Source organism: Silvimonas amylolytica (genome assembly GCF_014645555.1).
Classification (GTDB): domain Bacteria; phylum Pseudomonadota; class Gammaproteobacteria; order Burkholderiales; family Chitinibacteraceae; genus Silvimonas; species Silvimonas amylolytica.
In genome coordinates, this window is the sequence record NZ_BMLY01000001.1 from 602,244 (window position 1) to 625,204 (window position 22,961).

A 22,961-nucleotide genomic window follows, 5' to 3' on the forward strand; every position below is an offset into this window, starting at 1 on the left:
CCGCGTTGATCGTTGGTGCAATCAGCGGCATCAGGCGCGCGGCGGCGCTGGCCATGGATGGCGGTTTTCTGGCGCATCAGGCCGGGCGCTGGCCTGCACCGCCAGCGGCCTTGAGCAATTGGGCAAAACGCTGCAGATCTGCGCCATTCAGATCAGACACCGCCCACATGTTCATCCCCTCTTGCTGCCAGCCAAGAATCTGGTACCCCTGGCGCGTTTGCAGCGTCTGGCCCGCTGCTGTTTTACCCGCCACCGGCCAGGCGTATACCTCAATCACATGCAGGCGATAACGATAGTTGAGCACCGCCACAGGCCGCTGTTGCAGGTAATCAAGGCGGCCACCCGCCAGCGGAAAACCATCCGCCACGAGGTCATGTACCGGCGGGGAGAAATCCAGCTTGCCAGCAAACCACGGCTTGACGGTGTGCTGATCAGTGCTGATCACATCAGACAAATGATCAACCTGCAACGCCCGGATATGCCCTGCCAGCAGATCTTGTGTGAGCAAATCAGACTGCGGCTGCCACAGCGGCAACAACGCAAACATCAATGCTGCGCCCGCCAGCAAACCACCCAGCCCGGTCAGACCCGGCCAGAACCAGGTACGCGTTTTACCTGGTCCAGTTGCCGGTTTGACGTTCTGCATCGGAATCGCCGCAACAGGTTTCAGGCTGGCGGTTAACTGCGCTGCCAGCGCCGGCGGCATGGGCATCACCGCGTCACGCTGTATCCAGGTGCCCATGGCCAGCATGGCGGCATAGGCCTCACGGCACTCCATGCAGTCGTTCAGATGCGCACGCAGCGCCTGAGCTTCATCGGCCGGTAATTCGTCATCAATCAGCGCGGACAAACGCGTCTGGATTTCATCGTGGTTCATCGCGTTGTTCCTGGTTGGGCCGCGCCCAGCAATTGGGCCAGCTGGATGCGAGCGCGAGAGAGTCGTGACATCACCGTGCCAGCCGGCAAACCGGTGAGCGCCGCAATTTCCTCATAGGAGCACTCCGCCAGTTCGCGCAGTACGATCATCTCCCGATACGCCACCGGCAGTTGCCGCAAAGCTTGCTCCAGTACGCGGCGGGCATCGGCCCGGGCAGCGAGGATTTCCGGGTTAAAGCGCCAGTCCACCGCCTCCGGGCCGGCTTCATCGAGCGGTTCGGTGTCTGGCCGCGCCGCCACGCTGTCGTAAAAAGCGTTACGAACAATGGCCAACAGCCACGCCCTGGCATCCTCGGTGCTGCCAGAGAACCCATCGAAATAACGCCAGGCGCGCAGCCAGGCCTCCTGCACCACCTCTTGCGCCTGCGCGTCGTTACGCGCCAGCCAGCGCGCTAATTGCCAGGCACGATTCAAGTGAGGCAAGGCCAATTGCTCGAAGCGAGTCTTTTTATCGGGGGGCATGGGGGCGTTCATGCTGTGTTAACTGCCAGGTGGGCAGTTTTATTTCACCAGACGCGGAATATTCTTTTCGCGCCGCCGGTTACTGCAAACAAGAGCGATGGGCTCTGCTCAGAAGCAAAGGTGAAAAACATGGAAAACGCAATCAACCGGCGCAGTTTTCTCAAACTCGCCGGTATGGGAAGTGTGGTGTTGGTGACTGGCTGTGCCGGTATGAGCAAGGCCGGCCAGCAAGCCAGCAGCGACTTTTACTTTGTGCAGTTGTCCGACACCCACTGGGGCTTCAAAGGTCCGGCCGTGAACCCGGACAACACCGGCACGTTGCCCAAGGCCATCGCTGCGGTGAACGCCCTCAACCCACCCCCGGATTTTGTGGTGTTTACAGGCGACCTGACCCACATCAGTGAAGACCCCGCCATGCGCCGCCAGCGCATGCAGGAGTTCAAACAGCTCGCCGCGCAGATCACCGTGCCCGTGGTGCATTACATGCCCGGCGAGCACGATGCCTCACTGGATAACGGTGCAGTGTTCCAGGAATACTTTGGCGCCACCCACTACACCTTTGATCACAAAGGTGTGCATTTCATCGTGCTGGATAACGTGAGCGACCCGCACGCCAAAGTGGGCGATGCGCAACTGCAATGGCTGGCGGCAGACCTCACCAGACAGCCGCACGATGCCCGCATCATTGTCTTCACCCACCGCCCGCTGTTTGACCTCTACCCACGCTGGGACTGGGCCACCACGGATGGCGAACAAGTCCTTGCGCTCCTGCAACCGTACGACAACGTAACTGTGTTCTACGGCCATATCCACCAGGAACACCATCATCTGACCGGCAACATCAGCCACCACGCAGGCCAGGGGTTGATGTTTGCCCTGCCTGCGCCGGGCTCACAACCGCAACGCACCCCTGTACCCTGGAACGCGGCTGCGCCCTATCACGGGTTGGGTTTCAGAGAGGTGACCGAGCCCGCTGCCGCCGTCATGCCAGTGCTCCATGAACTGCCGGTACAAGGAGCGCAAACATGACAACACGGCGCCAGTTTTTGCGCGGCAGCCTTGCCGCTGTGTCGGCCGGAGCGCTGACCACACTGGTAGCCGCGGCCGAGCCCAAAGTGGTCCGGATCAGTGCCAAACGCTTTGTCTATACGCCCGCGACGGTGGCCATTCCGGCAGGTCAGCCGGTGGTACTGGAAGTGACCGTAAGCGACGTGGTCATGGGGTTTTCTTTGCCGGATCTGAAACTGCGGACTGATCTGGTGCCAGGGCAAACAGCGCGGTTGAACTTGCCAGCCTTACCGCCAGGAGAGGTGGTGTTTTTGTGTGATGTGTTCTGCGGGAGCGGGCATGAGGACATGAGCGGGGTTTTGAAGGTGGGGTGAGCAGGCCTGGCGCCATCGGGCGCTAACACCAGGCTCTACAGTGGCAAGGGTGGGTTGTCGCCACCGTCCCGGCTCCACCCTGCCCCTTGCTCCTAACCCCGGATGCTGGCTATAGCGCTGCAGCCTCTCCACCCAGCGCCTTGTACAACGTCATCAAATTAACCAGCTGGTTATAACGGTTCTCATCCAGACTAATCTGCGCACTCCGCCGGGTCTCTTGCTGATCCAGCCAGTCCTTTACCCCGGTCTGCCCGGCCCTGTACCGCGTCTCGGCCAGTTTTTCTGCTTTCACCGCTGCATCGTATGCAATCTGCCGTTGTTCACCTTCAGCCCTATATTGCGTGCGGGCAGACAGTGCGTTTTCTACATCAGACAACGCGGAATACAAGGTCTGGCGGAAATTGACCACGGCTTCTTCATACTGCGTCTGCGAGACCTTGATCGTCAGTTGTGTGGTGTTCCACTGGATGAAAGGCAAGGTCAAACCCGCGCCCAGCGTGCCGATCGGGTTCTTGAGTACATCCACCAGCGTGGTAGTTGAGGTGCCAACGCTGCCAGTCAGACTGAAGGTCGGATAGAAACTCGCTTTGGTAGCATCCACATTGGCCAGGCTTTCGCGCAACCGTGCCTCCGCCGCGCGCAGGTCCGGACGCCGGCCGAGTACATCAGCGGGCACGCCAGCCGGTACTTCCGGGAGCGGGCCAACCGGTAGGGCATCACGCTCGGTCTCACGGTTTTCCGGGGCCTGATTGAACAGGATGGCGAGTGCGTTACGCGCCTCTTCGCGCTGTTGCAGCAAGGAGGTCAGCGCGGCTTTCTGGCTGGCCAGGTTCTGTACGGATTGCGCTTCATCCAGCCCGCTCGATTGCCCGGCATTGTGCTGGACGCGCACGAGGTCCAGCGTGCGCTGGGCGTAATCAATGCTTTGCTGTGCCGACACCACGCGCTGGTTGAGGTAACCAATCTGCCAGTACAACTGTGCCGTGGTGCCAATCAGGGCGAGCGCGGTGTTCTGCCGATCCAGTTCAGTGGCTTTGGCTTCCCAGGCAGAGACATCACGCAGTGCAGACAAATGTCCCCAGAGGTCCACTTCATAGCTCAAGGAGACCGTAGCGCCGACCGTTCGGGTGCTCGGGCCACCGCGTTGCAGGTCTTTGGAGGTGCTGGCGTTCAGGCCGGCGGTCACTGCCGGCGTGAGATTGGTGTCGGTCAGGTTGGCCTGCAGTTGCGCGGCGCGGACTTTGAGCGTCGCAGCGGCCAGATCATTGTTGGTGCGCAGCGCCTTGTCGATCAGCGCATTGAGTTGCGGATCATTAAAGCTGTGCCACCACGGGTCTTGCGCAGCGACTGCGCTGCCGGTAGTGACCGGGCCAACCCATTGGGCAGGGACAGTGGTTTGCGGTGTGTTGTAGTCGCTACGCAGCGCGGTGCCGCAACCCGCAAGGCCCAGTGCCAGAGTGAGTGCGGTCAGTCTCATTATGTGTTTTGTGGTTTTCATCATTCGCGCGCCAGGGCTTCAATCGGATCCAGCCGCGCCGCATTGCGGGCGGGCATGAAACCAAAGATCACGCCGATCAACGTAGAACACACGCAGGCCGCCACAATGGAGCCCACGGAGAATTTCATCGCCATTGCCGAAACAAACAGCGAGAACACAAAGCCGATACCAAAACTCAGCAGTACGCCAATGACGCCCCCCATCAAGCACACCAGCACGGCTTCAATCAAAAATTGCTGCAGGATGTCGTGCTGGCGTGCGCCGACGGCCATACGAATGCCGATCTCATGCGTCCGTTCAGTTACCGACACCAGCATGATATTCATCACGCCAATCCCGCCCACGATCAGTGAAATTACCGCAATCGCAGAGATCAGCAACGTCAGCGTGCCTGTGGTTTTTTCCACCGTTTTCAGGATGCTGTCAGATGAATTGGTGAAGAAATCCTGCGTGCCATGACGCAACGTCAGTACCTTGGTCAGGCTGGCCTCGGCAAGGTCATTGGGCATGCTATCGCGCACCCGTACCGTGATGCTGTTGAAGTACTGCTGCCCCAGCAAACGGCCCATGGCCGTGGTGTACGGGATAAACACCTGCAGGCTGGAGTTGCTGCCAAAGGCGCTCTCTTTTTTCTCTGCCACGGCCACGACTGTGCAGGGCAAGGAGCCAACCAGAATGACCTTGCCAACCGGGTCTTCCCAGGATTTGAACAGCTTGTTGCGCGTGTTGTCGTCAATCACCGCCGTTTGGGCCTGACGCGTGACTTCAGCCGCGCCAAAAGCCTGACCACTGGCCATTTTCATGTCGCGCACGCGGAAATACTGCTCGCCCACCCCGCTGACAGAAGACGTTGCTGTGACGTTGCCGTAACGCAGCGTTTCGCTACCAGAGACCGACGGCGTGACGCTGTCGATAAAGAATTGCGATTGCAGCACCGCCAGATCACTGGGTGTCAGTGTCTGGATGGCGCTGGCCTTGTCGTCGCCCCAGCCTTTGCCGGGGTATACATCGATGGTGTTGGTTCCAATGGAACTGATGTCATCAATCACCTTTTGCCGTGCGCCCTGCCCCAGCGCCACCACAGACACCACAGACGTGATCCCGATGATGATGCCCAGCATGGTCAGCAACGTGCGCATGCGGTGCGTCATCATGGCAATCCACGCCATCTTGAACGCCTCGCCAAAACGGCCCCAGTTGGCGTGCAGCAGGTTCTGCTTGTGCGCCAGTGGTTTATCCAGCGTCTCGCGCGGCAGGCTGTGTTCGTCACGCACATTAGGGCGGTCGTCAATCACTTCGCCATCACGCAGTTCAATGATGCGTTCAGCGTTGTTGGCCACGTTCATATCGTGCGTGACCAGAATGACGGTATGCCCGCGCTGGTGCAGTTCACGCAGAATGTTCATGACTTCTTCGCCGCTGCGGCTATCGAGCGCCCCAGTCGGTTCATCGGCCAGAATCACATCGCCACCGTTCATCAGCGCACGAGCGATACTCACGCGCTGTTGCTGGCCGCCAGAAAGCTGACTGGGCCGGTGCAACGTGCGATCACTCAGCCCCAGTCGCGACAACAAGGCGCGCGCGCGTTCTCGTCGCTGGTGCTTGTCAGTACCAGCGTAAACGGCGGGAATCTCGACGTTCTCTTCAGCAGAAAGATGCGGCAACAAGTGATAGCGCTGGAAGATAAAGCCGAAATACTCGCGTCGCAGCGTCGCCAGTTCGTCGGTTTCCAGTTCGCGGGTTTCTCGCCCCGCCACCTGATAACTGCCACTGGAAGGCCGATCAAGGCACCCCAGGATGTTCATCAGCGTGGATTTACCCGAACCGGACTGCCCGACAATCGCCACCATTTCACCGGCGTTGATCGTCAGGTTGATGTCCTTGAGCACGGTGACTTCTTCTTCCCCGGCCGGGAAACGCCGCTCCAGATGCGCCAGTTGCAGGAGCGGTCGACCTTGTGTCGTGCTCATGGTCAGTGCCCCGGCGGCGGGCCGCGGTGATCGTCGTTGCTGGCCGTTTTGAGCATGCTGGTATCGCCAACGATGACCTTCTCGCCCTCGTTGAGGCCACTCAAGACTTGCACGTTCACGTTATTGTTGAGCCCCGCCTTGATATGGCGTACTTCTGGCATCTCGTTCTTGCCCAGCACGCGTACTTCATACGTGCCATCGGGTGCCTTCTTGCCCAGGGCGGTCACCGGAATCGCCAGCGCATGTTTGGCTTCACCCTGCACAATCGAGACCTGCGCCGTCATGTTGGTCTTGAGCACGTGACCGGGGTTGGCCACATCAAACAGACCGTTGTAGTACACCGCACTGGTGGACGTTGTACTGGTGCTGGTGGTGGTGCTTTCAGAACTGATGGACTCGGGTGCGGGTTCAATCGCACGCAGCTTGCTTTCAAACTTCTTGTCTTGCGCGCCCAGAATGGTGAAATACACCGGCTGGCCCGGTTTGACGCGTACGACGTCTGCTTCGGAAATCTGCGACTTGATGGTCATGGTGTCGAGGTTTGCCATGATCAGGATGGTCGGTGCGCTCTGCGCAGACACCACGGTCTGGCCTTCTTGCGTGACGATGGAAATGATCTCGCCGTCCATGGGCGCGGTAATGCGCGTGTAGCCCAGGTTGGCTTTGGCGGTATCGACATCCACTGCGGATTGTTTGATCTGGGCATCCAGCGCGGCCAGATCGGCCCTGGTGGAGTCCACCTGCGCCTGGGCGCTTTCCAGATCGGCGCGCGCGCTGGCGTCATTGGCGATCATGGTTTGCTGACGTTGCAGGGCAAGTTCGTATTGCTTGAGCAGCGCCTGTTTAGACACCTTTTGCGCGATCACGTTATTGAGCCCGGCTTCGGCTTTACGCAGATCGTTCTGTTGCAGCACAGGGTCGATCTCGGCCAGCAACTGACCTTTGGTCACGCGCTCGCCCAGTACCACCTTGAGCGACTTCAACTGACCATTCACCTGCGCACCCACACTTACCTGTTTGATAGGCTTGATGGTGCCGCTGGCCAGCACGCTGTCTTCCAGATCCATGCGGCTCACGGGGGTGGTCAGAAATTGCGGTTTGGGCGGTTTGAACAACACGCGGCTGAGCGCAAACAGAGCGACAAGCACGATCAGCCCGATCACGATGATACGGGTGGTTTTTCTGGAAAGTTTCATGTTCTTTTGAGTTGGCTCAGGGCCAGTCGGTTGACTGCGGCATGATACCCGTCCGCAGCACACTCTGGCTGTGGCGGCGTGCGGTGAAATGTACCGCTACGGCGTTGATACAAATGAATCAGATACAAGCCTGGCTGCGACAAATGGATTGCTCACTGGTTCAGCGTGTCAGCACAGCTTGCAGTTGCGTGAGGTCTTTGCGCACCCAGTTCTGGTCGCGTGGCCAGATTTCATCCGTCATGCCGGGCTGGCGGAACAGCGTAATCAGCACCTCTGCGCCATCGACATTGGCAATGACACGCATGGGCACATGGACTGGAGACTGGCCGGGCGGGATCACGGTGTGGTCGAGCACACCGTAATCATTACGAGGTGAGAAATCGACGGCCAGTTCGCCAGAGGGGCTTTGCACATACCAGACACCGTTGGCTTGCCGGATTCCGCTCGCCAGGCCCGTAGCCCATTGCGGCCAGTTATTGGGGTCTGCAAGGAAGGCGTAGACCTCGATAGCTGAACGGTTGATACAAACGGAAAACGTGAGTGCTGGGAGCATGTGCGCGGCCTCGATGGACTTAATTGGTACGCAAATTCAACCACTTGCGCACAGATGGACGCTCCCACTGCGCCATGGCAAAGCGCCGCAATTTTTCAGGGACTTCATCGCCATTACGTACGAGGCGATTGAGCATCAACGCCAGATCGGTGTCGGCAATGCACCAGGTATCAAACAAGCTGGTTGTACCGTCAGGGATCAGTTTGTCGGCAACATCAAACAATTTTTCGACGGCGTCGGTTGCTTCAAACGAAAGCGGTGTGAGGTTGGGCTGGATGAATACCACTTCTGTCGAGCGCTCGTAGCGCAATGGCAGCAAGTCACTGCGTAGCCAGGCTTGCACTTGTCGGGCGCGGGCGCGTTCCAGCGGGTGCCGGGGCAACAATGGGGCGAAGTCTGGCGCGGGAAAGGTGTCTTCCAGAAATTCAATAATCGCCGAGGACTCAGACAACGTGAAGTCACCCGCCTGCAACATCGGCACCCGGGCAGTCAACGAGCTGGTGCGATAAGTCGGCGCATAATGCGCGCCTTTGTCCAGATCAACGCTGACCAGCGAGAACGGCAGGCCTTTCTCATGCAATCCGACAAACACGCTCATGGCGTAGGGGCTGAGGAAAGCCGCGTCGGTGTACAGGGTGATGGGGGCTTCAGACATGACAAGGTTCCTGGCAAGTCAACAAGATCAAGATTGCAAGACGGCGGCAGCACGTTGGTAGAACAGATCCACGCCATCCTGGCGCAATTGCACAAAACCATGACGCTCGTAAAAGCGGGCGGCATCACTTTCGATCAGCACTTCCAGACGCACCGGCAAACCGCTGGCATCGGCTTGATCCAGAATCTGGCGCAAAACAGCAGCACCCAGCCCCTGACCACTCATACCCGGCACCAGGTAGAGGTTTTGCAGATAAAAACCGCCCTCTTCCCGGATCACGCAGAAGAACCCCGCGCGCTGGCCGTTGACCAGAATCAGCTGTGTATCAGCCGGTCTGAACTGGTCACGCAAACGCTGGCGCGCACGGGTGTCATCAAAGCGGCCAATGCGCTCCAGGCTGGGCCGCATGGCCAGCACGCGGATTTCACACAAGTCCTCCAGATCAGCCGGGCTGACCGCCTGCGTGGCAAAGGCCGGCATGGTGATCAGGCCAGCCAGCCGTGCCAGACATCAACAAGGCCTTCAGCGCGGGCATCGGCCACATCGCTGCGCGTCTTGAGCCAGGCCACCAGCGCATCACGGTCGGCGTCACCCAGCGAGCCCGGTGCGGCTTTACAGACGAAAGCAGAGGTCTCGGTCAAGGGCAAATGTCCGCCCAGACCACCCAGCGTCCATCCTTGTTTTTCCACATGATCAAACAAGTCTTCAGCGAAGCCCGTTAAACCAGCGTCATCCAGTGCGGATTTGAAAGCGATGTGAATGTCAAAACCCAGTTCCTGGAATTCGGCGACGTGCAGCTTTTTGCGCTGACGGGTGTTGAGCTTGCTGATGCGGCGGCGTGATACGGCGTCGAGTGCGGACACGAGTGAAACCTCTGAGGATGAATCGACAAATCAGAACAATAGCAGTGTGGCAGCGCTTGTTGCAGATGGCATAACAAAAAAGGCGGGCCCGCAGGCCCGCCTTGTTCACTGAACACTGAGCGAAGGTCAGCGCTTACTGCTTTTGCGTGAAGTCCAGCGCGTTGGACAGATCACCCATTGGCTTGGCGCCGTTGGCCACCAGTGCGGTATCACGATCCTTCAGACCTTGCAGTTCCGGCAGGCCGAAACGGTTGGTCAGGAAGCGCAGGATAGACGCGGTGTCATATTGGGTGTGATCCACGTAACCCTTCTTGGCGTATGGCGAAACAATGATCGCCGGGATACGGGTACCCGGACCCCAACGGTCAGCCTTCGGCACTTGAGCGTGGTCATAGAAGCCGCCGTTTTCGTCATAAGTGACGACGATCAGCATGTTCTTCCATTGCGGGGAGTTCTGCAGCGTGGTGATCAGATCAGCAATGTGCTGGTCGCCATCAGTGACGTTGGCGTAGCCGTTATGCTGGTTCAGGTTACCTTGCGGCTTGTAGAACGACACGGTCGGCAGCGTACCGGCGGTTGCATCGGCCACAAAGCGGCTATCGAAGTCACGCAGGTGCTCTGCACGCTCAGCGGCGCCGGTCGTGGTACCCGGATCAAAGCGCTGATAGTAGTTGAACGGATGATGGTGGAACTGGAAGTTCGGTGTCGGCGAGCCAAAAGAACGCGAACCTTGTGCAGCCGCCAGCGTGGTGTTCCAGGCGCCGGCATACCAGGCCCAGGTAATCCCCTTGCTGGTCAGCAAGTCACCAATGTTGGTCTGTGTTTGAACCGGCAAGGTGTTGTTCTTGGTCGGATCAGCATACAGCTTGGCGGTATCGGTGCTGGCCGGGGCATTGCTGGACGGCTGATACGGCGGCTGCATGGTGTTCACAGCGTAGAACATGCCGTTCTTGTCCTTCGGCGTGATATTGCCATCTGCCTGGTAAGTGGCAGCCGCATTCAGCACGGTGGTCGAAGCAGTCGAAGCCGGTGTCAGACGCAGGAAGTTGCCATTGGCATCGGTGTCGATCGCCGAGATGGTCGGGTGAGCAGAAGCGGTGTCTGCATTCGGGTAGGTCGGCGCGCAGGCGCAGATCAGGTATTGGTGGTTCAGGAAAGAACCGCCAAATGCACCCTGGAAGAAGTTGTCAGCCAGCACGTAGTTTTTGGCGACATTCCACATCTTCATCTTGCTACCGTCGAAGTAACCCATGGTCAGGGCACCCGCGTCGGTGTAAGCGGCGTACTTGTCGTTCTTGCCACCGTTGATCTGCATCTGGTTTTCATAGAAGCGGTGAACCAGATCGCGCGTGATGACAGACTGGCTGATGACAGCGCCGGTGCCCTGAACGCCAGCGGGATCATCCACCTGGAACATGCTATTGGCCCAACCCGTGGCTTGCGCCTGGGTCACGGTCACCGATTGGCCGGAAGCAGTCAGACCGCCCCAGACCGGTGGCAATGTCGGCAGTTCGCTGCCGTCAAAGTCAACCTGCTTGGCAATGGTGCCCGTTGCAGTCGGGTTCTTGCCCGGAATACCGTTAGCGCCCGGGAACAAACCATACAGGTTATCGAAGCCGCGGTTTTCGGCGTAGATCACGACCACGGTCTTGATCTGGTCCAGCGACAGTTCAGTGTTCAGTGCAGAAATCGGATCAGTACCCGTTGCCACAGCGTTGGCAATCAGCGGCAGTACACGATCGGTTTCAGCTTGCAGCAGCGCCTTGATGCCGGCATCGCTTTCTTTGTTGTGGTCTTCAACCAGCTTCGAGACGGACACACCCAGGCGAGTCGCCAGCGTAGCAGCAGCGGCCTTCAGATCACCCCCATTCTGACTCATCAGAGCGACCAGCTCGGTGCTGATCGGAGACAGAATGTTGATGCCAGACGGGGTGCGGAATACGAGCGCACTGGTCACCGGCGTAGCCGTGCCGGTAGCCGGGTCATAACGGGTTGCATCGGTACCGATCTCAGCAAGCACAGTACCCTGGCCATTGACGGTATATGCACCGTTATCATCGGTGTAGGCAAAAGGCTCGCCGGTATCGCACTTGCCATTGTTGTTGGTATCTACACACACCTTGGCGTGACGGAAGTAGCTGCCGACTACGACACCAGTGCTGGTTTTGGCTGACGTTGCCGGGGTGTCACTGCTTCCGCCGCCACAGGCGGTCAGAGCAGAAAGTACGGCGACAGCGGCGGGCAATTGGATTAATGCGCGCTTCATTTTTGTACATCTCCTTGAAAGAAGAGCGCGCATTATGCGTATCGCAATGTTTCACCCTGATTAGATAAATATTGCAACGTCACTAAACATTTTTTTGAAGTCCCGCCGTCAGACACAAAGTTGTCACTGATCCGTAACGAACCCGTCTTAGACTCCCTGCCTGCCTGTTTGAGAACCATTCGCAACCGGTTCCACCAGTCCCATACACATACAAGTCAACCGCAGGGCTGTCCATGTTCAGCAAATTCAGTCTTCCTCCGATCCGGCGCCGACGCACCGGCCTGCACTATCCGCTGTTTGTCGCAGCCGCGGTGCTCACGCTGGGTGCGCTTTATGGCTGCAAGGACAGTGTTGCCAGCCAGACGCCTGCGGCCAAATCCGCTGCGGCATCACAACCCGCGTGGAAAAAAGCCGATTACGCACCCACGCTGAAAACCCAGCCCAAAGTGGCGGACATGACCGCGCTGGGCAAGCTGATGTTTTACGATGTATCGCTCTCCGGCTCTGGCAAAGTCTCTTGCGCTACCTGTCACAGTGCCGATCACGCCTACGGGCCGCCCAATAACCTGCCGGTGCAAATGGGCGGCAAGGATGGCAATCTGGCCGGCACGCGCGCGGTCCCTTCGCTGCGCTATCTGCAAACCGTGCCAAATTTTTCCGAACACTTTTTTGATGACGATGGCGATGACAGTGTCGACGCCGGCCCAACCGGTGGGCACAACTGGGATGGCCGTGCCCGCACGGTGCATGATCAGGCACGTATTCCGCTATTGGCCGTCAACGAAATGGCCAATGCATCTGCGGCAGATGTCGCCGCCAAAGTAGCCAAAGCACCTTACGCGGGCCAGTTCAGGAAAGTGTTCGGCGAGGACATCTTCAAAGACCCGGACACCGCCTTCAAATGGGCGACGATGGCACTGGAAGTTTTCCAGGAAACGCCAACCGAGTTCTACCCGTACAGCAGCAAGTACGATGCTTACCTGCGCCACCAGATCAAACTCTCGCCCCAGGAAATGCGCGGCCTGCAAGTATTCAACGATGAAGACAAAGGCAATTGCGCCAGCTGCCACATCAGCGCAGTGGCCGAGAATGGCGCCTTCCCCAATTTCAGCGATTTCGGTTTGATCGCACTGGGCGTGCCGCGCAACATGAAGATCCCTGCCAATGTCGATCCGGCGCATTTCGATATGGGGGCATGCGGACCGGACCGGACCGATCTGAAAGGACGCGGCGAGTTCTGCGGTTTGTTCCGCACGCCGTCACTGCGTAACGTCGCCACCCGGAAGGTCTTCATGCACAACGGCGAATTCACCAGTCTGGAACAGGTTGTGCGCTTTTATAACGAACGCGATACCAATCCGGCCAAGTGGTACCCGCGTGGCAAGGATGGCAAGGTCATTGCCCATAACGACCTGCCCGACCAGTACAAAGATAACCTGAATCAGGACCCGCCATTTGGTCGTAAACCAGGCCAGAAACCGGCCATGAGTGAAGCAGACATCCGTGATGTCGTGGCCTTCATGAAGACGCTGACCGATGGCTACACCGACCCGGTGCAAGAAGGCGGCAAACTCAGGACCGCTCACAAATAAACCACATTGCCGTCCGGCCCGGCTGGATGGCAAACCCGCTGGCGCCGGCCTGCAGAATGCAGCCAGGCGCCATTTTCTTGCCGGTTATCGGGCCTGGATACCCGCCAGCGCCCCCAAACGGCGCAGATTGCGCCATAAAGGGGCATGAAACCTCATCAGGTGTTTTACTGATTAGCAAAATGCCTTACTTATCAACACCCTGCCGCTTATGTTGCAATGCCACATAGCCGGCATGCTTCTTGCATTTGCCTGATTGTCCCTTTGATGAAGCCAAAGCCATGCTACGTATTCTCCTGGTTACCGATACAGAGAAAGCACTGGGCGAGCTACGCCAGTCCTTGGGTAAACGCGGTCACACACTGCTGCCCGATGCGGCCACTGCCCCTGCCCTCGCCCGCCTTGTAGAAGGTCAGTCACCCGATCTGGTGCTGGTCGACGCCAATTCACCCCTGCGCGATACACTGGAGCAAATGGCGGTGATGAACCGCAACGCGCCCCGCACTGTGCATCTGGACGGGTCCGAAGCCGATCTGCGCCTGCTGGAAGCGGCGCAAGATCTGGGTGTGTCGGTATACGGCTCGCACAACGCAACAACCGCAGCGATCGTGCCGGTGTTGGCGCTCATTGTGGCGCGTCTTACCACGCGTCCTGCGGTGCACCTGATCAGCAACAATGAACGGGTAGTGCACGCGGGCGCGCGCTAACCCCGACAGCACCGACAGTACAGCTGGCATAAAGCGGCGCTTACAATCTGCAGTACCTGACGTACCTGTTTTACTTTTTCTATCAAGAACACATTGTTGCAAACCCGCTTCGTAAAGCCCCGCATAGGCCATCCATGCCAGCCACTGCCAGCGCCGGGCGTCTGACGCCGTCTTTTTCTCGTACGCATTTGCGGCTGGGCTACGTTGCTCAGGCTGAATGCGCACCGCTGGTGATCGCCCAGCGTTTGCGCCTGGGCGAACAATACGGCATCACGCTGGAGCTATGCCGCCAGCCCTCATGGTCTGCCCTGCGTGACAAACTATTGAGTGGCGAACTGGATGCCGCGCAGATGTTGCATGGCATGGCTTATGGCATCCACCTGGGTTTGGGTGGCCAACGCGCGGAAATGGCCGTGCTGATGACACTTAGCCAGAACGGGCAGGCCATTACCCTGTCCAACGCGCTGGCCGAGGCCGTCACCGGTGGCGGCTCACTACGCATGAAGCTGGCCGACACACCGCGCCGGCGCGTGTTTGCGCACACCTTCCCGACAGGCACCCATGCACTCTGGCTGTTTTACTGGTTGGCCGCGCAAGGCATTCATCCGCTCAATGATGTGCGTAGCGTGACCATACCGCCCGCACAGATGGCAGAGTCCCTGGCCAACGGCGAACTGGATGGCTATTGTGCTGGCGAGCCGTGGAGCATGTTGGCCAGTAGTGCTCACAATGGCATGACCGTTGTCACCAGCAGCGAAATCTGGCCGGATCACCCGGAAAAAGCGTTGGTATGCCGGTTAGATTTTGCGCAGCGCCACCCCGATACCGCCCGAGCGCTCATCCGGATCATGCTCGAGGCCTGCCAATGGCTGGATGACCCGGCGCTACGCCCGCAAGCCGCGCCGTGGCTGGCAACGCCAGACGTGATCAATCAACCAGAGCATCTGATTCTGGCTCGCTTGCTGGGCGACTATGGCAAAGCACCCTTGCGCAAACCCGCGCGGCCCATCCGCTTTTTTGGTGGCGGTGAGGTCAACTTCCCGTGGTTATCAGATGGCTTGTGGTTTCTGTCGCAGTTCAAGCGCTGGGGGATGACGCAGGAGCCAGCCAGCAATGTCACCGTCGTCAAGGCGGTCAACCAGATTGCGCTCTATTCAGAAGCAGCCAGTGAAGCCGGCATACCCGTGCCGGCAGACCCTTTCAGAACCAGTATTCTGATGGATGGCCAACCCTGGACTGGCATCAACCCGGAAGGTTATGCCAGTTCGTTCTCTGTTCGTGAGCGCAGCCCGGTCGCCGGGCCGCGCGCCTGATCAACCCGCACGGCTCCGTTCCAGCACGACCGGGTTGACCGCATTTTTCAGATCAGGATTACCCGCCAGCGCGCGCAGCAGGTTCTGCGCCGCACTCACCGCCATCGCGTGACGGGTCTCGACGGTGGCTGAGCCAATATGTGGCAAGGCCACGACATTAGGTAGTTTCAGCAAAGGGTTGTCTGCCGGAGTAGGTTCAGTCTCGAAGACATCCAGCCCCGCACCTGCCAGGTGTCCTGCCTTGAGCGCCGCAGCCAGCGCGGTTTCATCCACAATGCCGCCCCGCGCAATGTTCACCAGCACCGCGTTCGGTTTCATGCTGGCGATTTGTTCAGCGCCAATCAGATTGCGGGTTTGCGGCGTGAGCGGCACCGTCACGCAGACAAAGTCAGACTCGGTGAGCAGTGCATGTAAATCACACTGGCGCGCGCCATAAGCTTGTTCGGCCTGGCGATTGGGCGTGCGTTTGGTGTACAGCACGCGCATGCCAAAACCCAACGCGCCGCGGCGGGCGACTTCAGCACCAATGCTGCCCATGCCGATAATACCCAGCGTTTTGCCTTGCACATCAACGCCAAAGTGCTCCGGTCCAAGCCCCTTTTGCCACTGCCCCGCCCGCACCCAGCCATCCAGTTCAACCACCCGGCGCGCGACCGCCAGCATCAGCGCCAGCGCCGTATCTGCGGTGGTACCCGCCAGCGCGCCTGAGGTATTGAACAACGCCACGTTGCGTGCCGTCAGATCATCGACCTTGATGGTGTCGTAACCGGCTGAAATGGTGGAGACCACCCGCAGTTGCGGTGCATGCGTCAGGAACTGGGCGTCGATCTTCATGCCGGCGCCAATCAACCCTTGCGCATCCACCAGCGCGCCGTGAAACGCCGCAAGATCCGCTTTGGCGCGTGGGGCATCAAAACGTCTCAACTCGCACTGTTCTTCCAGGTGGTGCAACACCTCTTCGGGAACGGGGCTGGCAAGCACAACAACGGGTTTCATGGGGCACTCCTGTGAAATCAGCGGGATGGATTGCGCGGTGCGCGGGTGGGGTTTGCGTTACCTGGTTTCAAACGAAACTATCACGAAGAAACACCAGACGTCATCTCGCAATCCATCAATAGTCCGTCAATAAGAACGGTCCCGATTCACCAGGCCTTCTGTGACCTCACCCACCTGCAAGGCTTTGATGCGTGCGGCAATCTGCGCCACTGAGGGCTCAATCAGTGTATTGGCCGCGACATGCGGGGTGATGAAGACCGCAGGATGCTGCCAGGCGCGGTGGTTGTCAGGTAATGGCTCTTCCGGAAAAACATCCAGCTGCGCGCCTTGCAGATGGCCGCTATCAAGCAACGCCAGCATGGCATCCAGATCGATCAAATCGCCACGACCGGCATTGATAATGGCAGCCCCGGCGGGCAACAGTGTCAGCCGGGACTCATCCAGCAATTGATGTGTTTCAGGTGTGGCAGGCAACAAACAAACCAGCACATCGGTATTTCGCAAGAGATCATCGAGTTGAGAAACGCCGTGTGCGCAGGGAACGTTGTCGATGGCCTTGGGCGTACGGCTCCAGCCCGTTACCGGGTAACCCAGCCTGACCAGCGTCTGCGCCACCTGCGCGCCCAGTTCACCCATGCCCAGCACACTGATACGGACATCGGCTGCCGCCCGCTGCGGCAACGGACGCCAGAGGACCTCTCGTTGCTGGCGCAAATAGCCATCCATATTGCGCTGGAACCGCAGCACGCCGAACAACACGTATTCGATCATCTGTTGCGCCATGCCGGCATCGGTCAGGCGGTAAAGCTGCACGTGGGCGGGCAGATCGGGGCGAGTCAGGAAGCGGTCTATCCCTGCACCGAGCGCGAAAACGTGCCGCAACGCTGGAAAGCGCACAAACAAGCCCTCGGGCGGGCGCCAGGTCATCAAGATGGTGACGTTAGATTCATCCACCGGTTGCGGAAAAGCGGCTATTTCATGATCAGGCAAGGCTTTCTGGAAACGGTCGAGCCAGACATCGCCATCGGTGGGGGTATGGATATAGATCATCAGGAAATGAAACCAGGGCAGAAGGCAGACAATATAACCACTATGCCATGCTCATTTGATGGCGGCGAAAAAAAGCCCGCACCAGCGTGCGGGCTTCAACATGACGTCTCGTTGCCGAGACGAACCAGGATTACAAGTCATCCAACCCCTGCAACGGAACCACTGAACAAATCTTGTTCAGCAGCGCTTAACGGAAGCGGCGAAAGCCGCCCATATGCCCCTGAAAACCGCCGCCGTAGCTGCCACGGTCAAAGCTGCGGAAATTCTGGGCCCGTCCTGCATTCTGGTTCGGCGTTCGCTCACCCGCACCCTGTACATTCTGACGGGTAGCACCGGATAAATTGCCGCTTTGCGCTCCCGGTGTGGCACCGCTGCGATCAATCGTGCGCTCCGTACCGCGCTGCCGTGCGAGCTGGTCCGTAGTCACACCCGATTCTGCCGGCGGTTTGGCGACGTTTTTGAATTGACCATCAGGTTGCACTTGCTGCCAGCCTTGCCCTTGTTCATAGCGATACACGTTGCCATCCTTGCCGGCGTAGACGTTGCCACCCGAGTTGACCACGCCACCATGGGTCACCTGGCCCGTGCTGGCATCGTAATGCACATACCCTTTCCCGCTGACATCACCGCCCGCGCCCTTGCTGTTAAAGCCGCCGGCAGCAGTCGCCCCCTGATCGGTGCGTGTCGCAACACCTGCACTGGTGGTCGCGCGACCGGTATTGGTGTTGACGGAGGCATTGTGTCCGCCGGCAATCGCATTCCCCGTATTGGAGTTGTATGCTGCCCCGCCCTGACCGGCCACAGCGCGGCCGGTTTCGGGGTTGTAACGCACACCCCCAGCCGCGCCGGACGTCACACCGGTGTACTGGTTGTAATTGCGGGCTGCATAGCCATAACCGTGGCCACCGGTGGCTTCGTTATAAAAACTGCCGCGCACGCCGGTGCCACTGTTGCCGGTCCATGGGTTGTACCAGTCAGCCCGCACGCCCTGTGCCACCGTATTGCCCCAGCGGCCATAAACATTCCCAACCGCGACGGATGGCCCCCAATACCATGGATACGGGCCATACCAGCCATACCATGGCCCCCAGTACGGGCCATACCAGGCCGAAGCCCACGCCCAGCCGGCGACAAAGCCAAAGGTCCATCCGGCATAGGCGTCATAACCAAAAGCCACGTTATAGCCATAGGTGGCCGGGCAGGCATACCAGACATCGCCCACCCATGCGTTGCAGGCGTAGCCCGTGCCATAAACCACAACGCCGTTGGTCACCACCGTGCCGTAATAGCCGGGCGTGTACCCCACATAGACGACGGTATCGGTATGGCCGTAAACGTGCACGTAGGTCACATAATGCAGCGGCGAATTGGCCGGGATGCTGTAAATCACCGGCGGCACCAGCGTAGCGACGGCCCACGGTCCCACCGGAGCCGCTGCGCTGAACCAGACCCCGTTTTGTACCGCGTAATACTGCGTCGGTGTGACCTGGATGACGGGCGTTGCGGTGTTCCAGGCGTAGTTGAGCACTGTGCCGTCAATTGGCTTGAACTGCGGTTGGTTGCCGTCGTAATGCACGCTCAGGCTGGCTTGCTTGACCTGGACGGTGGCCGTCTGCGGAATGGAATTGGCGATCAGCGACTCACGGGCTTCCGGTGTACCCGGAATCGAGGCCAGCACGGCACTCTTGGGGCTGTCAGAGGGGATTTTGGCAAAGTCCGCCGGGAGTTTATCGCCAGGGACATAAGTCCACGGCCCTTTGGTCGATGCTGCGCTGAACCAGCGGCCAGAAAGCAACACATACCAGGTGTTATCTGCATGTGCATCGACGAACACATCACCCGCGGTATTCACCACGTAGGCCAGATCCGTACCCGCCAGCGGCGCAAATTGCGGCTCACCATCCACCATGATCAATTCAGTCGGACCGGTCGCGGTATAAATGGCCGGATACTTCCCTGCCGCCAGCGCCTTTTTCATTTCGTCGCTGGGCTTGTCCATCACATCAACCTGCTTGGCAGCGACGGCCTCCTGCATGGCTTTGTCCAGCCCGGAGGGCACCCCATTGGCCTGCGACCACGGCCCGGGCAGCGCTGGGGCTTTCATCCATTTTCCGGCAAAACGCAGATACCAGGTGCCATCATCAATCAGCAGCAAAGAGCGTGTATTGATGACCCGGCTCACCCCGTTGGCAGAGGTTGGCTTGACCGCTGGCGAACCATCGACCAACACCAGCAATGCAGGCTCGAACGAGAAAATAATCTGCGGCGGATCGTTGTTCACTGCCTGGCTGGCCTGCGCGGCATCTGCATGATTAATGGCCAGCGTTGCTTCCAGTTGATCAAGACTGGCCACAAACGGTTTTTGCGGTAACGCCTTGCGCGCCAGCGCCAGGTAATGACCCTGGTTAGTGGTGTCGGTCGGGAAATTGACTTTATCCAGCGTGACACTGCGCAACGTCACGGTGCGGGCTTGTTTGTCGGTTTCAGTCCGGGCGGTAAACCAGCCCACGCCGTAGGCCAGGATGTCCTGTTTTTTGCCATCTTTGTTCGTGGCCGTGCCCTTCTTGACGGAAATGGCCAGGCGCCCGCTCAGGGTGTCGCCACTCCAGCTATCGAGTTGCGGCTGATAGAACGTCACCGGTGTGCCATCGACCGTGAAATGGTGCGGCCACGGTGCATTCGAAGTGGTATTGCCTGTACTGCTGGTGGCGGCCAGCGCCGCCGCACTGACGGCGAACAGCATCGCCACCAGCAACACAACAAATCGCCATGGGTTCTGGAGCATGTCCCATCCTTTTGGGAAAGATTGTTCCGGACAAGCAGCCCTGCGGGGTGGACTGCAGACACTGCTTTTTGCAGGTTCATAGCACTGGTTTTAGTGCATGCGTGATCGTCACACCAGGCGGGTGGCATAACTCAGGCTTTTTTTGCGGGGAAAAAACGATCACCCACATCGGTGAACAAGGCGTAAGCACTCTGCCGTTTGTCGATCACGTGCTTGACTTGTTGTTTCGTAAAATATATCTTAAGACACATATCGTAAGATATAAAACAGTCCAGAGCGACTGTGATCATTAATAAAAACAAGCACCAACACAATCTACAAAGGAAACCTCATGCGACACTTTTTTGACAAACTACGCGAACGGCACGAACACCATCACGCATGCCGTGAAGAAATGATGATGCACATGATCGGTCGTCGCGGACACGCTCATGGCCGTGGCTTTGGCCGCTTTGGCGGTGCAGATGACGAAGGTGGTGGCCGCGATTTTCGCGCTGGCCGCAAGCTGTCTTCCGGTGACCTGCAACTCATCATTCTGAGCCTGCTGGAAGAAAAACCCTGCCACGGTTATGAAGTCATCAAGGCACTCGAAGAACGCACCAACGGCTTTTATGCCCCAAGCCCCGGCATGGTCTACCCTGCCCTGACGTATCTGGAAGAAGTCGGCCAGGCCAGCGTGGTGCAGGATGGCAACAAGAAGCAGTACAACATCACCAATGAAGGCCGCGCCTGGCTGAACGAAAACCGTGACCGCGTTGAAGCAATCCTTGATCGCCTGACCGCCATTGGCGACAAAATGGACCGCATCCGCGAGGTATTCGGCGAGAAGCTGGATCGCCATGCCAGCCGTTTTGGCATGAGTGTGGAAGATGACGGTGGCCGCTTTATCAAAGAGCTGAACCAGTCCCGGAATGCATTGAAAGCCGCCATTCGCAGCCATGCTGGCGCGGGGGAAGAAGAACAACGCCGCATCGCCGCCATTCTGGCCGAGGCCGCGCGCCAGATTGAAGCTGGCAACAAGTAAACCAGCCGTGTTTCTTCACGAAAAAGCCACCATTGCGGTGGCTTTTTTTATTGGATCAGTCCTACCGTTGTTCCGGCGCAATACCTGTAATCGGCTCTGCAAATTGTGCATGAACCAGCGGGTTCACCGGCTTGTAGCGGCGCACCGTACTGGCCGGGTCGTTGCCCAAATAGTTGTTGTCTTTCCAGTTGTGCGCTGGCCGCACCGCATCAGGTGCAGGACTTCTCTCTGATCAACCGGCGTTCGATCAATCTTATGAGGTACTTGCGAGCCGTTTCGCAGTCAGTTACCGGCATCTGGCGCGCTTGTTTCAGCAAGCTTGCGGGGTTGGGCTCAAGCAGTACCATCAGTCACTGCGGCTGGATCTGGCACGGCGATTACTCAAAGACGGCCACTGGTCCGTAGAACGCGTGGCAGAGCGCTGTGGCTTTGCCAGCCCGCAGGCGTTTCGGATCGCATGGCGGCAAACAGAAAGTTTGTAGCCTTCGCTTTGGCGGCAGCAGATGGCACGGCGGTGAAATAGAAAAACACGAACAGTGGCAACAATGCCAATAGGTACAAGACCGACACTCGCCGTGTCAAAATAGCGGCACCGGTTTGCGCTACCCGTAAACCAATCCCTGCTTATCTGGATCGCCGCTGATATGTTGTCGCTGATGTTTGTCTGTCGCATCGTTGCCCTGCTCGCCTGGCTGGAAGGTTTATCGCTGGCGTCGGTGCGATGTGATCCGCGCTTTCTCGGGAAAACACCGCCCCCACAGTGACGGCCACGCATGCGCATCTCATAAACAAACGGCCCGGAGATCATCCGGGCCGTTTTGTTTTTACGCAGGCATGCGCATCAGGTGCGGTTGATCGACAACCCGCCGTCGATCAAAGACGCTGTACCGGATACAAAGCTGGAGTCATCCGATGCGAAATACAGCACCGAACGGGCCAGTTCTTCAGGCTTGGCGACACGCTTGAGCGCATGCAGTTGCGTTACAAACGCGGTCTTTTCCGGGTTGTCGTTCATTTCACGATACATATCGGTATCTACCGCGCCTGGCAGGATCGCGTTCACACGGACGTTGCTCGGGCCAAATTCAGCGGCCAGGGTTTGGGTCAGGCCGATCAGACCAGACTTGCTGGCTGCATAAGCCGCCACACCCGGGAAGGCTGCGCTGTAACCCACAAAGGTCGAAGTGAAGATCACCGAACCGCCGCCGTTTTTCAGCATCTGCGCAATCTGGTGCTTGGCGCCAAGGAACGAGCCGGTCAGGTTGATGGCAACGGCATCGGCAAAGCCAGCTTCGCTCACGCCGGTGCTGGGGCCAGCTTCGCCGAGGGTGCCCGCGTTATTGAAGGCGACGTCCAGGCGGCCATAGGCTTCAACGGCGGTGGCAACCAAGGCCTTGGCGTAGTCTTCCGAGCGCACATCGCCCGCCAGGCTGACCGCTTCGCCGCCCGCAGCCCGGATTTCGGCAACCAGTTTGGCCAGCTCGTCTTCACGGCGTGCACCAATCACCACCCTGGCGCCTTCTGCCGCAAACAGTTTGGCTGTTTCACGGCCAATGCCAGAGCTGGCACCCACAATCAGTGCCACTTTGTTTTGCAAACGTCCCATGATGTTTCTCCTTGAATGCGTTATGTCAGATGTCTTGATAAATGGACCTCGACCGCTTCATGTTCACGTCTCGTTCGAGGTAGTGACTGCAGTATGGTCTTGCTTTATCT

21 protein-coding genes are annotated in these 22,961 nt (G+C 58.7%); 7 read left to right on the forward strand and 14 right to left on the reverse strand.

All coding sequences use genetic code 11. The features are described from left to right. Positions 1 to 76 precede the first annotated feature (76 nt). A complete protein-coding gene (locus IEX44_RS02710) occupies positions 77 to 877 on the reverse strand; it encodes an anti-sigma factor family protein (protein WP_188688435.1) in 801 nt (266 codons plus the stop codon). Further along, positions 874 to 1,410 carry a sigma-70 family RNA polymerase sigma factor gene (locus IEX44_RS02715; RefSeq protein ID WP_229678702.1) on the reverse strand — a complete coding sequence of 179 codons (537 nt, stop codon included), beginning with the start codon at positions 1,408 to 1,410 and terminating at the stop codon, positions 874 to 876. The genes IEX44_RS02710 and IEX44_RS02715 overlap by 4 nt, the downstream gene beginning before the upstream one ends. Positions 1,411 to 1,527: 117 nt before the next feature. On the opposite strand from IEX44_RS02715, the gene IEX44_RS02720 reads away from it, so the two are divergent. Both IEX44_RS02720 and IEX44_RS02725 read left to right on the forward strand, forming a co-directional pair. Then, positions 1,528 to 2,427 carry a metallophosphoesterase family protein gene (locus tag IEX44_RS02720; RefSeq protein ID WP_188688441.1) on the forward strand — a complete coding sequence of 300 codons (900 nt, stop codon included), beginning with the start codon at positions 1,528 to 1,530 and terminating at the stop codon, positions 2,425 to 2,427. Next, on the forward strand, positions 2,424 to 2,780 hold the full coding sequence (locus IEX44_RS02725) for a cupredoxin domain-containing protein (RefSeq protein ID WP_188688444.1): 357 nt from the start codon (positions 2,424 to 2,426) through the stop codon (positions 2,778 to 2,780). Before IEX44_RS02720 ends, IEX44_RS02725 begins: the two co-directional genes overlap by 4 nt. 109 nt (positions 2,781 to 2,889) lie before the next feature. On the opposite strand, the gene IEX44_RS02730 is transcribed toward IEX44_RS02725, so the two are convergent. From IEX44_RS02730 to acpA, 8 genes are all read right to left on the reverse strand, one after another. After that, positions 2,890 to 4,257: an efflux transporter outer membrane subunit gene (locus IEX44_RS02730; protein ID WP_229678703.1), complete on the reverse strand. Its 1,368-nt coding sequence runs from the start codon at positions 4,255 to 4,257 to the stop codon at positions 2,890 to 2,892. A 20-nt stretch (positions 4,258 to 4,277) separates the two neighbouring features. Further along, on the reverse strand, positions 4,278 to 6,248 hold the full coding sequence (gene macB, locus IEX44_RS02735) for a macrolide ABC transporter ATP-binding protein/permease MacB (protein WP_188688446.1): 1,971 nt from the start codon (positions 6,246 to 6,248) through the stop codon (positions 4,278 to 4,280). Positions 6,249 to 6,250: 2 nt separating this feature from the next. Then, positions 6,251 to 7,444 carry an efflux RND transporter periplasmic adaptor subunit gene (locus IEX44_RS02740; RefSeq protein WP_188688450.1) on the reverse strand — a complete coding sequence of 398 codons (1,194 nt, stop codon included), beginning with the start codon at positions 7,442 to 7,444 and terminating at the stop codon, positions 6,251 to 6,253. Positions 7,445 to 7,604: 160 nt separating this feature from the next. Then, positions 7,605 to 7,997 (reverse strand): SRPBCC family protein, encoded by a 393-nt coding sequence (locus IEX44_RS02745; RefSeq protein ID WP_188688453.1) that lies wholly within the window; start codon positions 7,995 to 7,997, stop codon positions 7,605 to 7,607. A 19-nt stretch (positions 7,998 to 8,016) separates the two neighbouring features. Continuing rightward, positions 8,017 to 8,652, reverse strand: coding sequence for a glutathione transferase (gene yfcF / locus IEX44_RS02750; protein ID WP_188688456.1), 636 nt, complete (start codon positions 8,650 to 8,652; stop codon positions 8,017 to 8,019). 27 nt (positions 8,653 to 8,679) lie between these two features. After that, positions 8,680 to 9,132 carry a GNAT family N-acetyltransferase gene (locus IEX44_RS02755; RefSeq protein WP_188688459.1) on the reverse strand — a complete coding sequence of 151 codons (453 nt, stop codon included), beginning with the start codon at positions 9,130 to 9,132 and terminating at the stop codon, positions 8,680 to 8,682. Between the two features lie 5 nt (positions 9,133 to 9,137). After that, the gene (locus IEX44_RS02760; RefSeq protein ID WP_188688462.1) at positions 9,138 to 9,515 is read right to left on the reverse strand and encodes a 50S ribosome-binding protein YggL; all 378 of its coding nucleotides are present in this window, start codon (positions 9,513 to 9,515) and stop codon (positions 9,138 to 9,140) included. A gap of 133 nt (positions 9,516 to 9,648) precedes the next feature. Next, positions 9,649 to 11,781 carry an acid phosphatase gene (gene acpA, locus IEX44_RS02765; protein ID WP_188688465.1) on the reverse strand — a complete coding sequence of 711 codons (2,133 nt, stop codon included), beginning with the start codon at positions 11,779 to 11,781 and terminating at the stop codon, positions 9,649 to 9,651. Between the two features lie 233 nt (positions 11,782 to 12,014). Between acpA and IEX44_RS02770 the strand changes: the two genes are divergently transcribed. The 3 genes from IEX44_RS02770 (at position 12,015) to IEX44_RS02780 (ending at position 15,390) form a co-directional block, all read left to right on the forward strand. Then, positions 12,015 to 13,373 carry a cytochrome-c peroxidase gene (locus IEX44_RS02770; protein WP_188688468.1) on the forward strand — a complete coding sequence of 453 codons (1,359 nt, stop codon included), beginning with the start codon at positions 12,015 to 12,017 and terminating at the stop codon, positions 13,371 to 13,373. Between the two features lie 278 nt (positions 13,374 to 13,651). Further along, positions 13,652 to 14,077, forward strand: a complete 426-nt coding sequence (locus tag IEX44_RS02775; protein ID WP_188688471.1) for an ANTAR domain-containing response regulator — start codon at positions 13,652 to 13,654, stop codon at positions 14,075 to 14,077. Positions 14,078 to 14,211: 134 nt separating this feature from the next. Next, the gene (locus IEX44_RS02780; RefSeq protein WP_188688473.1) at positions 14,212 to 15,390 is read left to right on the forward strand and encodes a CmpA/NrtA family ABC transporter substrate-binding protein; all 1,179 of its coding nucleotides are present in this window, start codon (positions 14,212 to 14,214) and stop codon (positions 15,388 to 15,390) included. Here IEX44_RS02780 and IEX44_RS02785 read toward each other — a convergent pair whose 3' ends face one another. The 3 genes from IEX44_RS02785 to IEX44_RS02795 form a co-directional block, all read right to left on the reverse strand. Further along, the gene (locus tag IEX44_RS02785; RefSeq protein WP_188688476.1) at positions 15,391 to 16,386 is read right to left on the reverse strand and encodes a 2-hydroxyacid dehydrogenase; all 996 of its coding nucleotides are present in this window, start codon (positions 16,384 to 16,386) and stop codon (positions 15,391 to 15,393) included. A 126-nt stretch (positions 16,387 to 16,512) separates the two neighbouring features. Next, positions 16,513 to 17,436 (reverse strand): 2-hydroxyacid dehydrogenase, encoded by a 924-nt coding sequence (locus IEX44_RS02790; RefSeq protein WP_188688480.1) that lies wholly within the window; start codon positions 17,434 to 17,436, stop codon positions 16,513 to 16,515. A 187-nt stretch (positions 17,437 to 17,623) separates the two neighbouring features. After that, on the reverse strand, positions 17,624 to 20,221 hold the full coding sequence (locus IEX44_RS02795; RefSeq protein WP_188688482.1) for a hypothetical protein: 2,598 nt from the start codon (positions 20,219 to 20,221) through the stop codon (positions 17,624 to 17,626). Positions 20,222 to 20,552: 331 nt separating this feature from the next. Here IEX44_RS02795 and IEX44_RS02800 point away from each other — a divergent pair, with 331 nt between their 5' ends. Further along, a complete protein-coding gene (locus IEX44_RS02800) occupies positions 20,553 to 21,245 on the forward strand; it encodes a PadR family transcriptional regulator (RefSeq protein ID WP_229678704.1) in 693 nt (230 codons plus the stop codon). A gap of 188 nt (positions 21,246 to 21,433) precedes the next feature. After that, the gene (locus IEX44_RS21270; RefSeq protein ID WP_373287766.1) at positions 21,434 to 21,727 is read left to right on the forward strand and encodes a helix-turn-helix domain-containing protein; all 294 of its coding nucleotides are present in this window, start codon (positions 21,434 to 21,436) and stop codon (positions 21,725 to 21,727) included. Positions 21,728 to 22,086: 359 nt separating this feature from the next. On the opposite strand, the gene IEX44_RS02810 is transcribed toward IEX44_RS21270, so the two are convergent. After that, complete coding sequence (locus tag IEX44_RS02810; protein WP_188688488.1) at positions 22,087 to 22,851, reverse strand: SDR family oxidoreductase; 765 nt, start codon at positions 22,849 to 22,851, stop codon at positions 22,087 to 22,089. Between the last annotated feature and the right edge of the window lie 110 nt (positions 22,852 to 22,961).

What these genes read in the sequence shown, in the direction of transcription:
- macB (WP_188688446.1), bottom strand. Translation starts at nt 6,248, where the DNA reads ATGAGCACGACACAAGGTCGACCGCTCCTGCAACTGGCGCATCTGGAG.
- IEX44_RS02775 (WP_188688471.1), top strand. Translation starts at nt 13,652, where the DNA reads ATGCTACGTATTCTCCTGGTTACCGATACAGAGAAAGCACTGGGCGAG.
- IEX44_RS02715 (WP_229678702.1), bottom strand. Translation starts at nt 1,410, where the DNA reads ATGAACGCCCCCATGCCCCCCGATAAAAAGACTCGCTTCGAGCAATTG.
- IEX44_RS02730 (WP_229678703.1), bottom strand. Translation starts at nt 4,257, where the DNA reads ATGAGACTGACCGCACTCACTCTGGCACTGGGCCTTGCGGGTTGCGGC.
- IEX44_RS02720 (WP_188688441.1), top strand. Translation starts at nt 1,528, where the DNA reads ATGGAAAACGCAATCAACCGGCGCAGTTTTCTCAAACTCGCCGGTATG.
- IEX44_RS02710 (WP_188688435.1), bottom strand. Translation starts at nt 877, where the DNA reads ATGAACCACGATGAAATCCAGACGCGTTTGTCCGCGCTGATTGATGAC.
- acpA (WP_188688465.1), bottom strand. Translation starts at nt 11,781, where the DNA reads ATGAAGCGCGCATTAATCCAATTGCCCGCCGCTGTCGCCGTACTTTCT.
- IEX44_RS02790 (WP_188688480.1), bottom strand. Translation starts at nt 17,436, where the DNA reads ATGATCTATATCCATACCCCCACCGATGGCGATGTCTGGCTCGACCGT.
- IEX44_RS02800 (WP_229678704.1), top strand. Translation starts at nt 20,553, where the DNA reads ATGCGACACTTTTTTGACAAACTACGCGAACGGCACGAACACCATCAC.
- IEX44_RS02780 (WP_188688473.1), top strand. Translation starts at nt 14,212, where the DNA reads ATGCCAGCCACTGCCAGCGCCGGGCGTCTGACGCCGTCTTTTTCTCGT.
- yfcF (WP_188688456.1), bottom strand. Translation starts at nt 8,652, where the DNA reads ATGTCTGAAGCCCCCATCACCCTGTACACCGACGCGGCTTTCCTCAGC.
- IEX44_RS02725 (WP_188688444.1), top strand. Translation starts at nt 2,424, where the DNA reads ATGACAACACGGCGCCAGTTTTTGCGCGGCAGCCTTGCCGCTGTGTCG.
- IEX44_RS02795 (WP_188688482.1), bottom strand. Translation starts at nt 20,221, where the DNA reads ATGCTCCAGAACCCATGGCGATTTGTTGTGTTGCTGGTGGCGATGCTG.
- IEX44_RS02770 (WP_188688468.1), top strand. Translation starts at nt 12,015, where the DNA reads ATGTTCAGCAAATTCAGTCTTCCTCCGATCCGGCGCCGACGCACCGGC.
- IEX44_RS02785 (WP_188688476.1), bottom strand. Translation starts at nt 16,386, where the DNA reads ATGAAACCCGTTGTTGTGCTTGCCAGCCCCGTTCCCGAAGAGGTGTTG.
- IEX44_RS02810 (WP_188688488.1), bottom strand. Translation starts at nt 22,851, where the DNA reads ATGGGACGTTTGCAAAACAAAGTGGCACTGATTGTGGGTGCCAGCTCT.
- IEX44_RS02740 (WP_188688450.1), bottom strand. Translation starts at nt 7,444, where the DNA reads ATGAAACTTTCCAGAAAAACCACCCGTATCATCGTGATCGGGCTGATC.
- IEX44_RS02755 (WP_188688459.1), bottom strand. Translation starts at nt 9,132, where the DNA reads ATGCCGGCCTTTGCCACGCAGGCGGTCAGCCCGGCTGATCTGGAGGAC.
- IEX44_RS02745 (WP_188688453.1), bottom strand. Translation starts at nt 7,997, where the DNA reads ATGCTCCCAGCACTCACGTTTTCCGTTTGTATCAACCGTTCAGCTATC.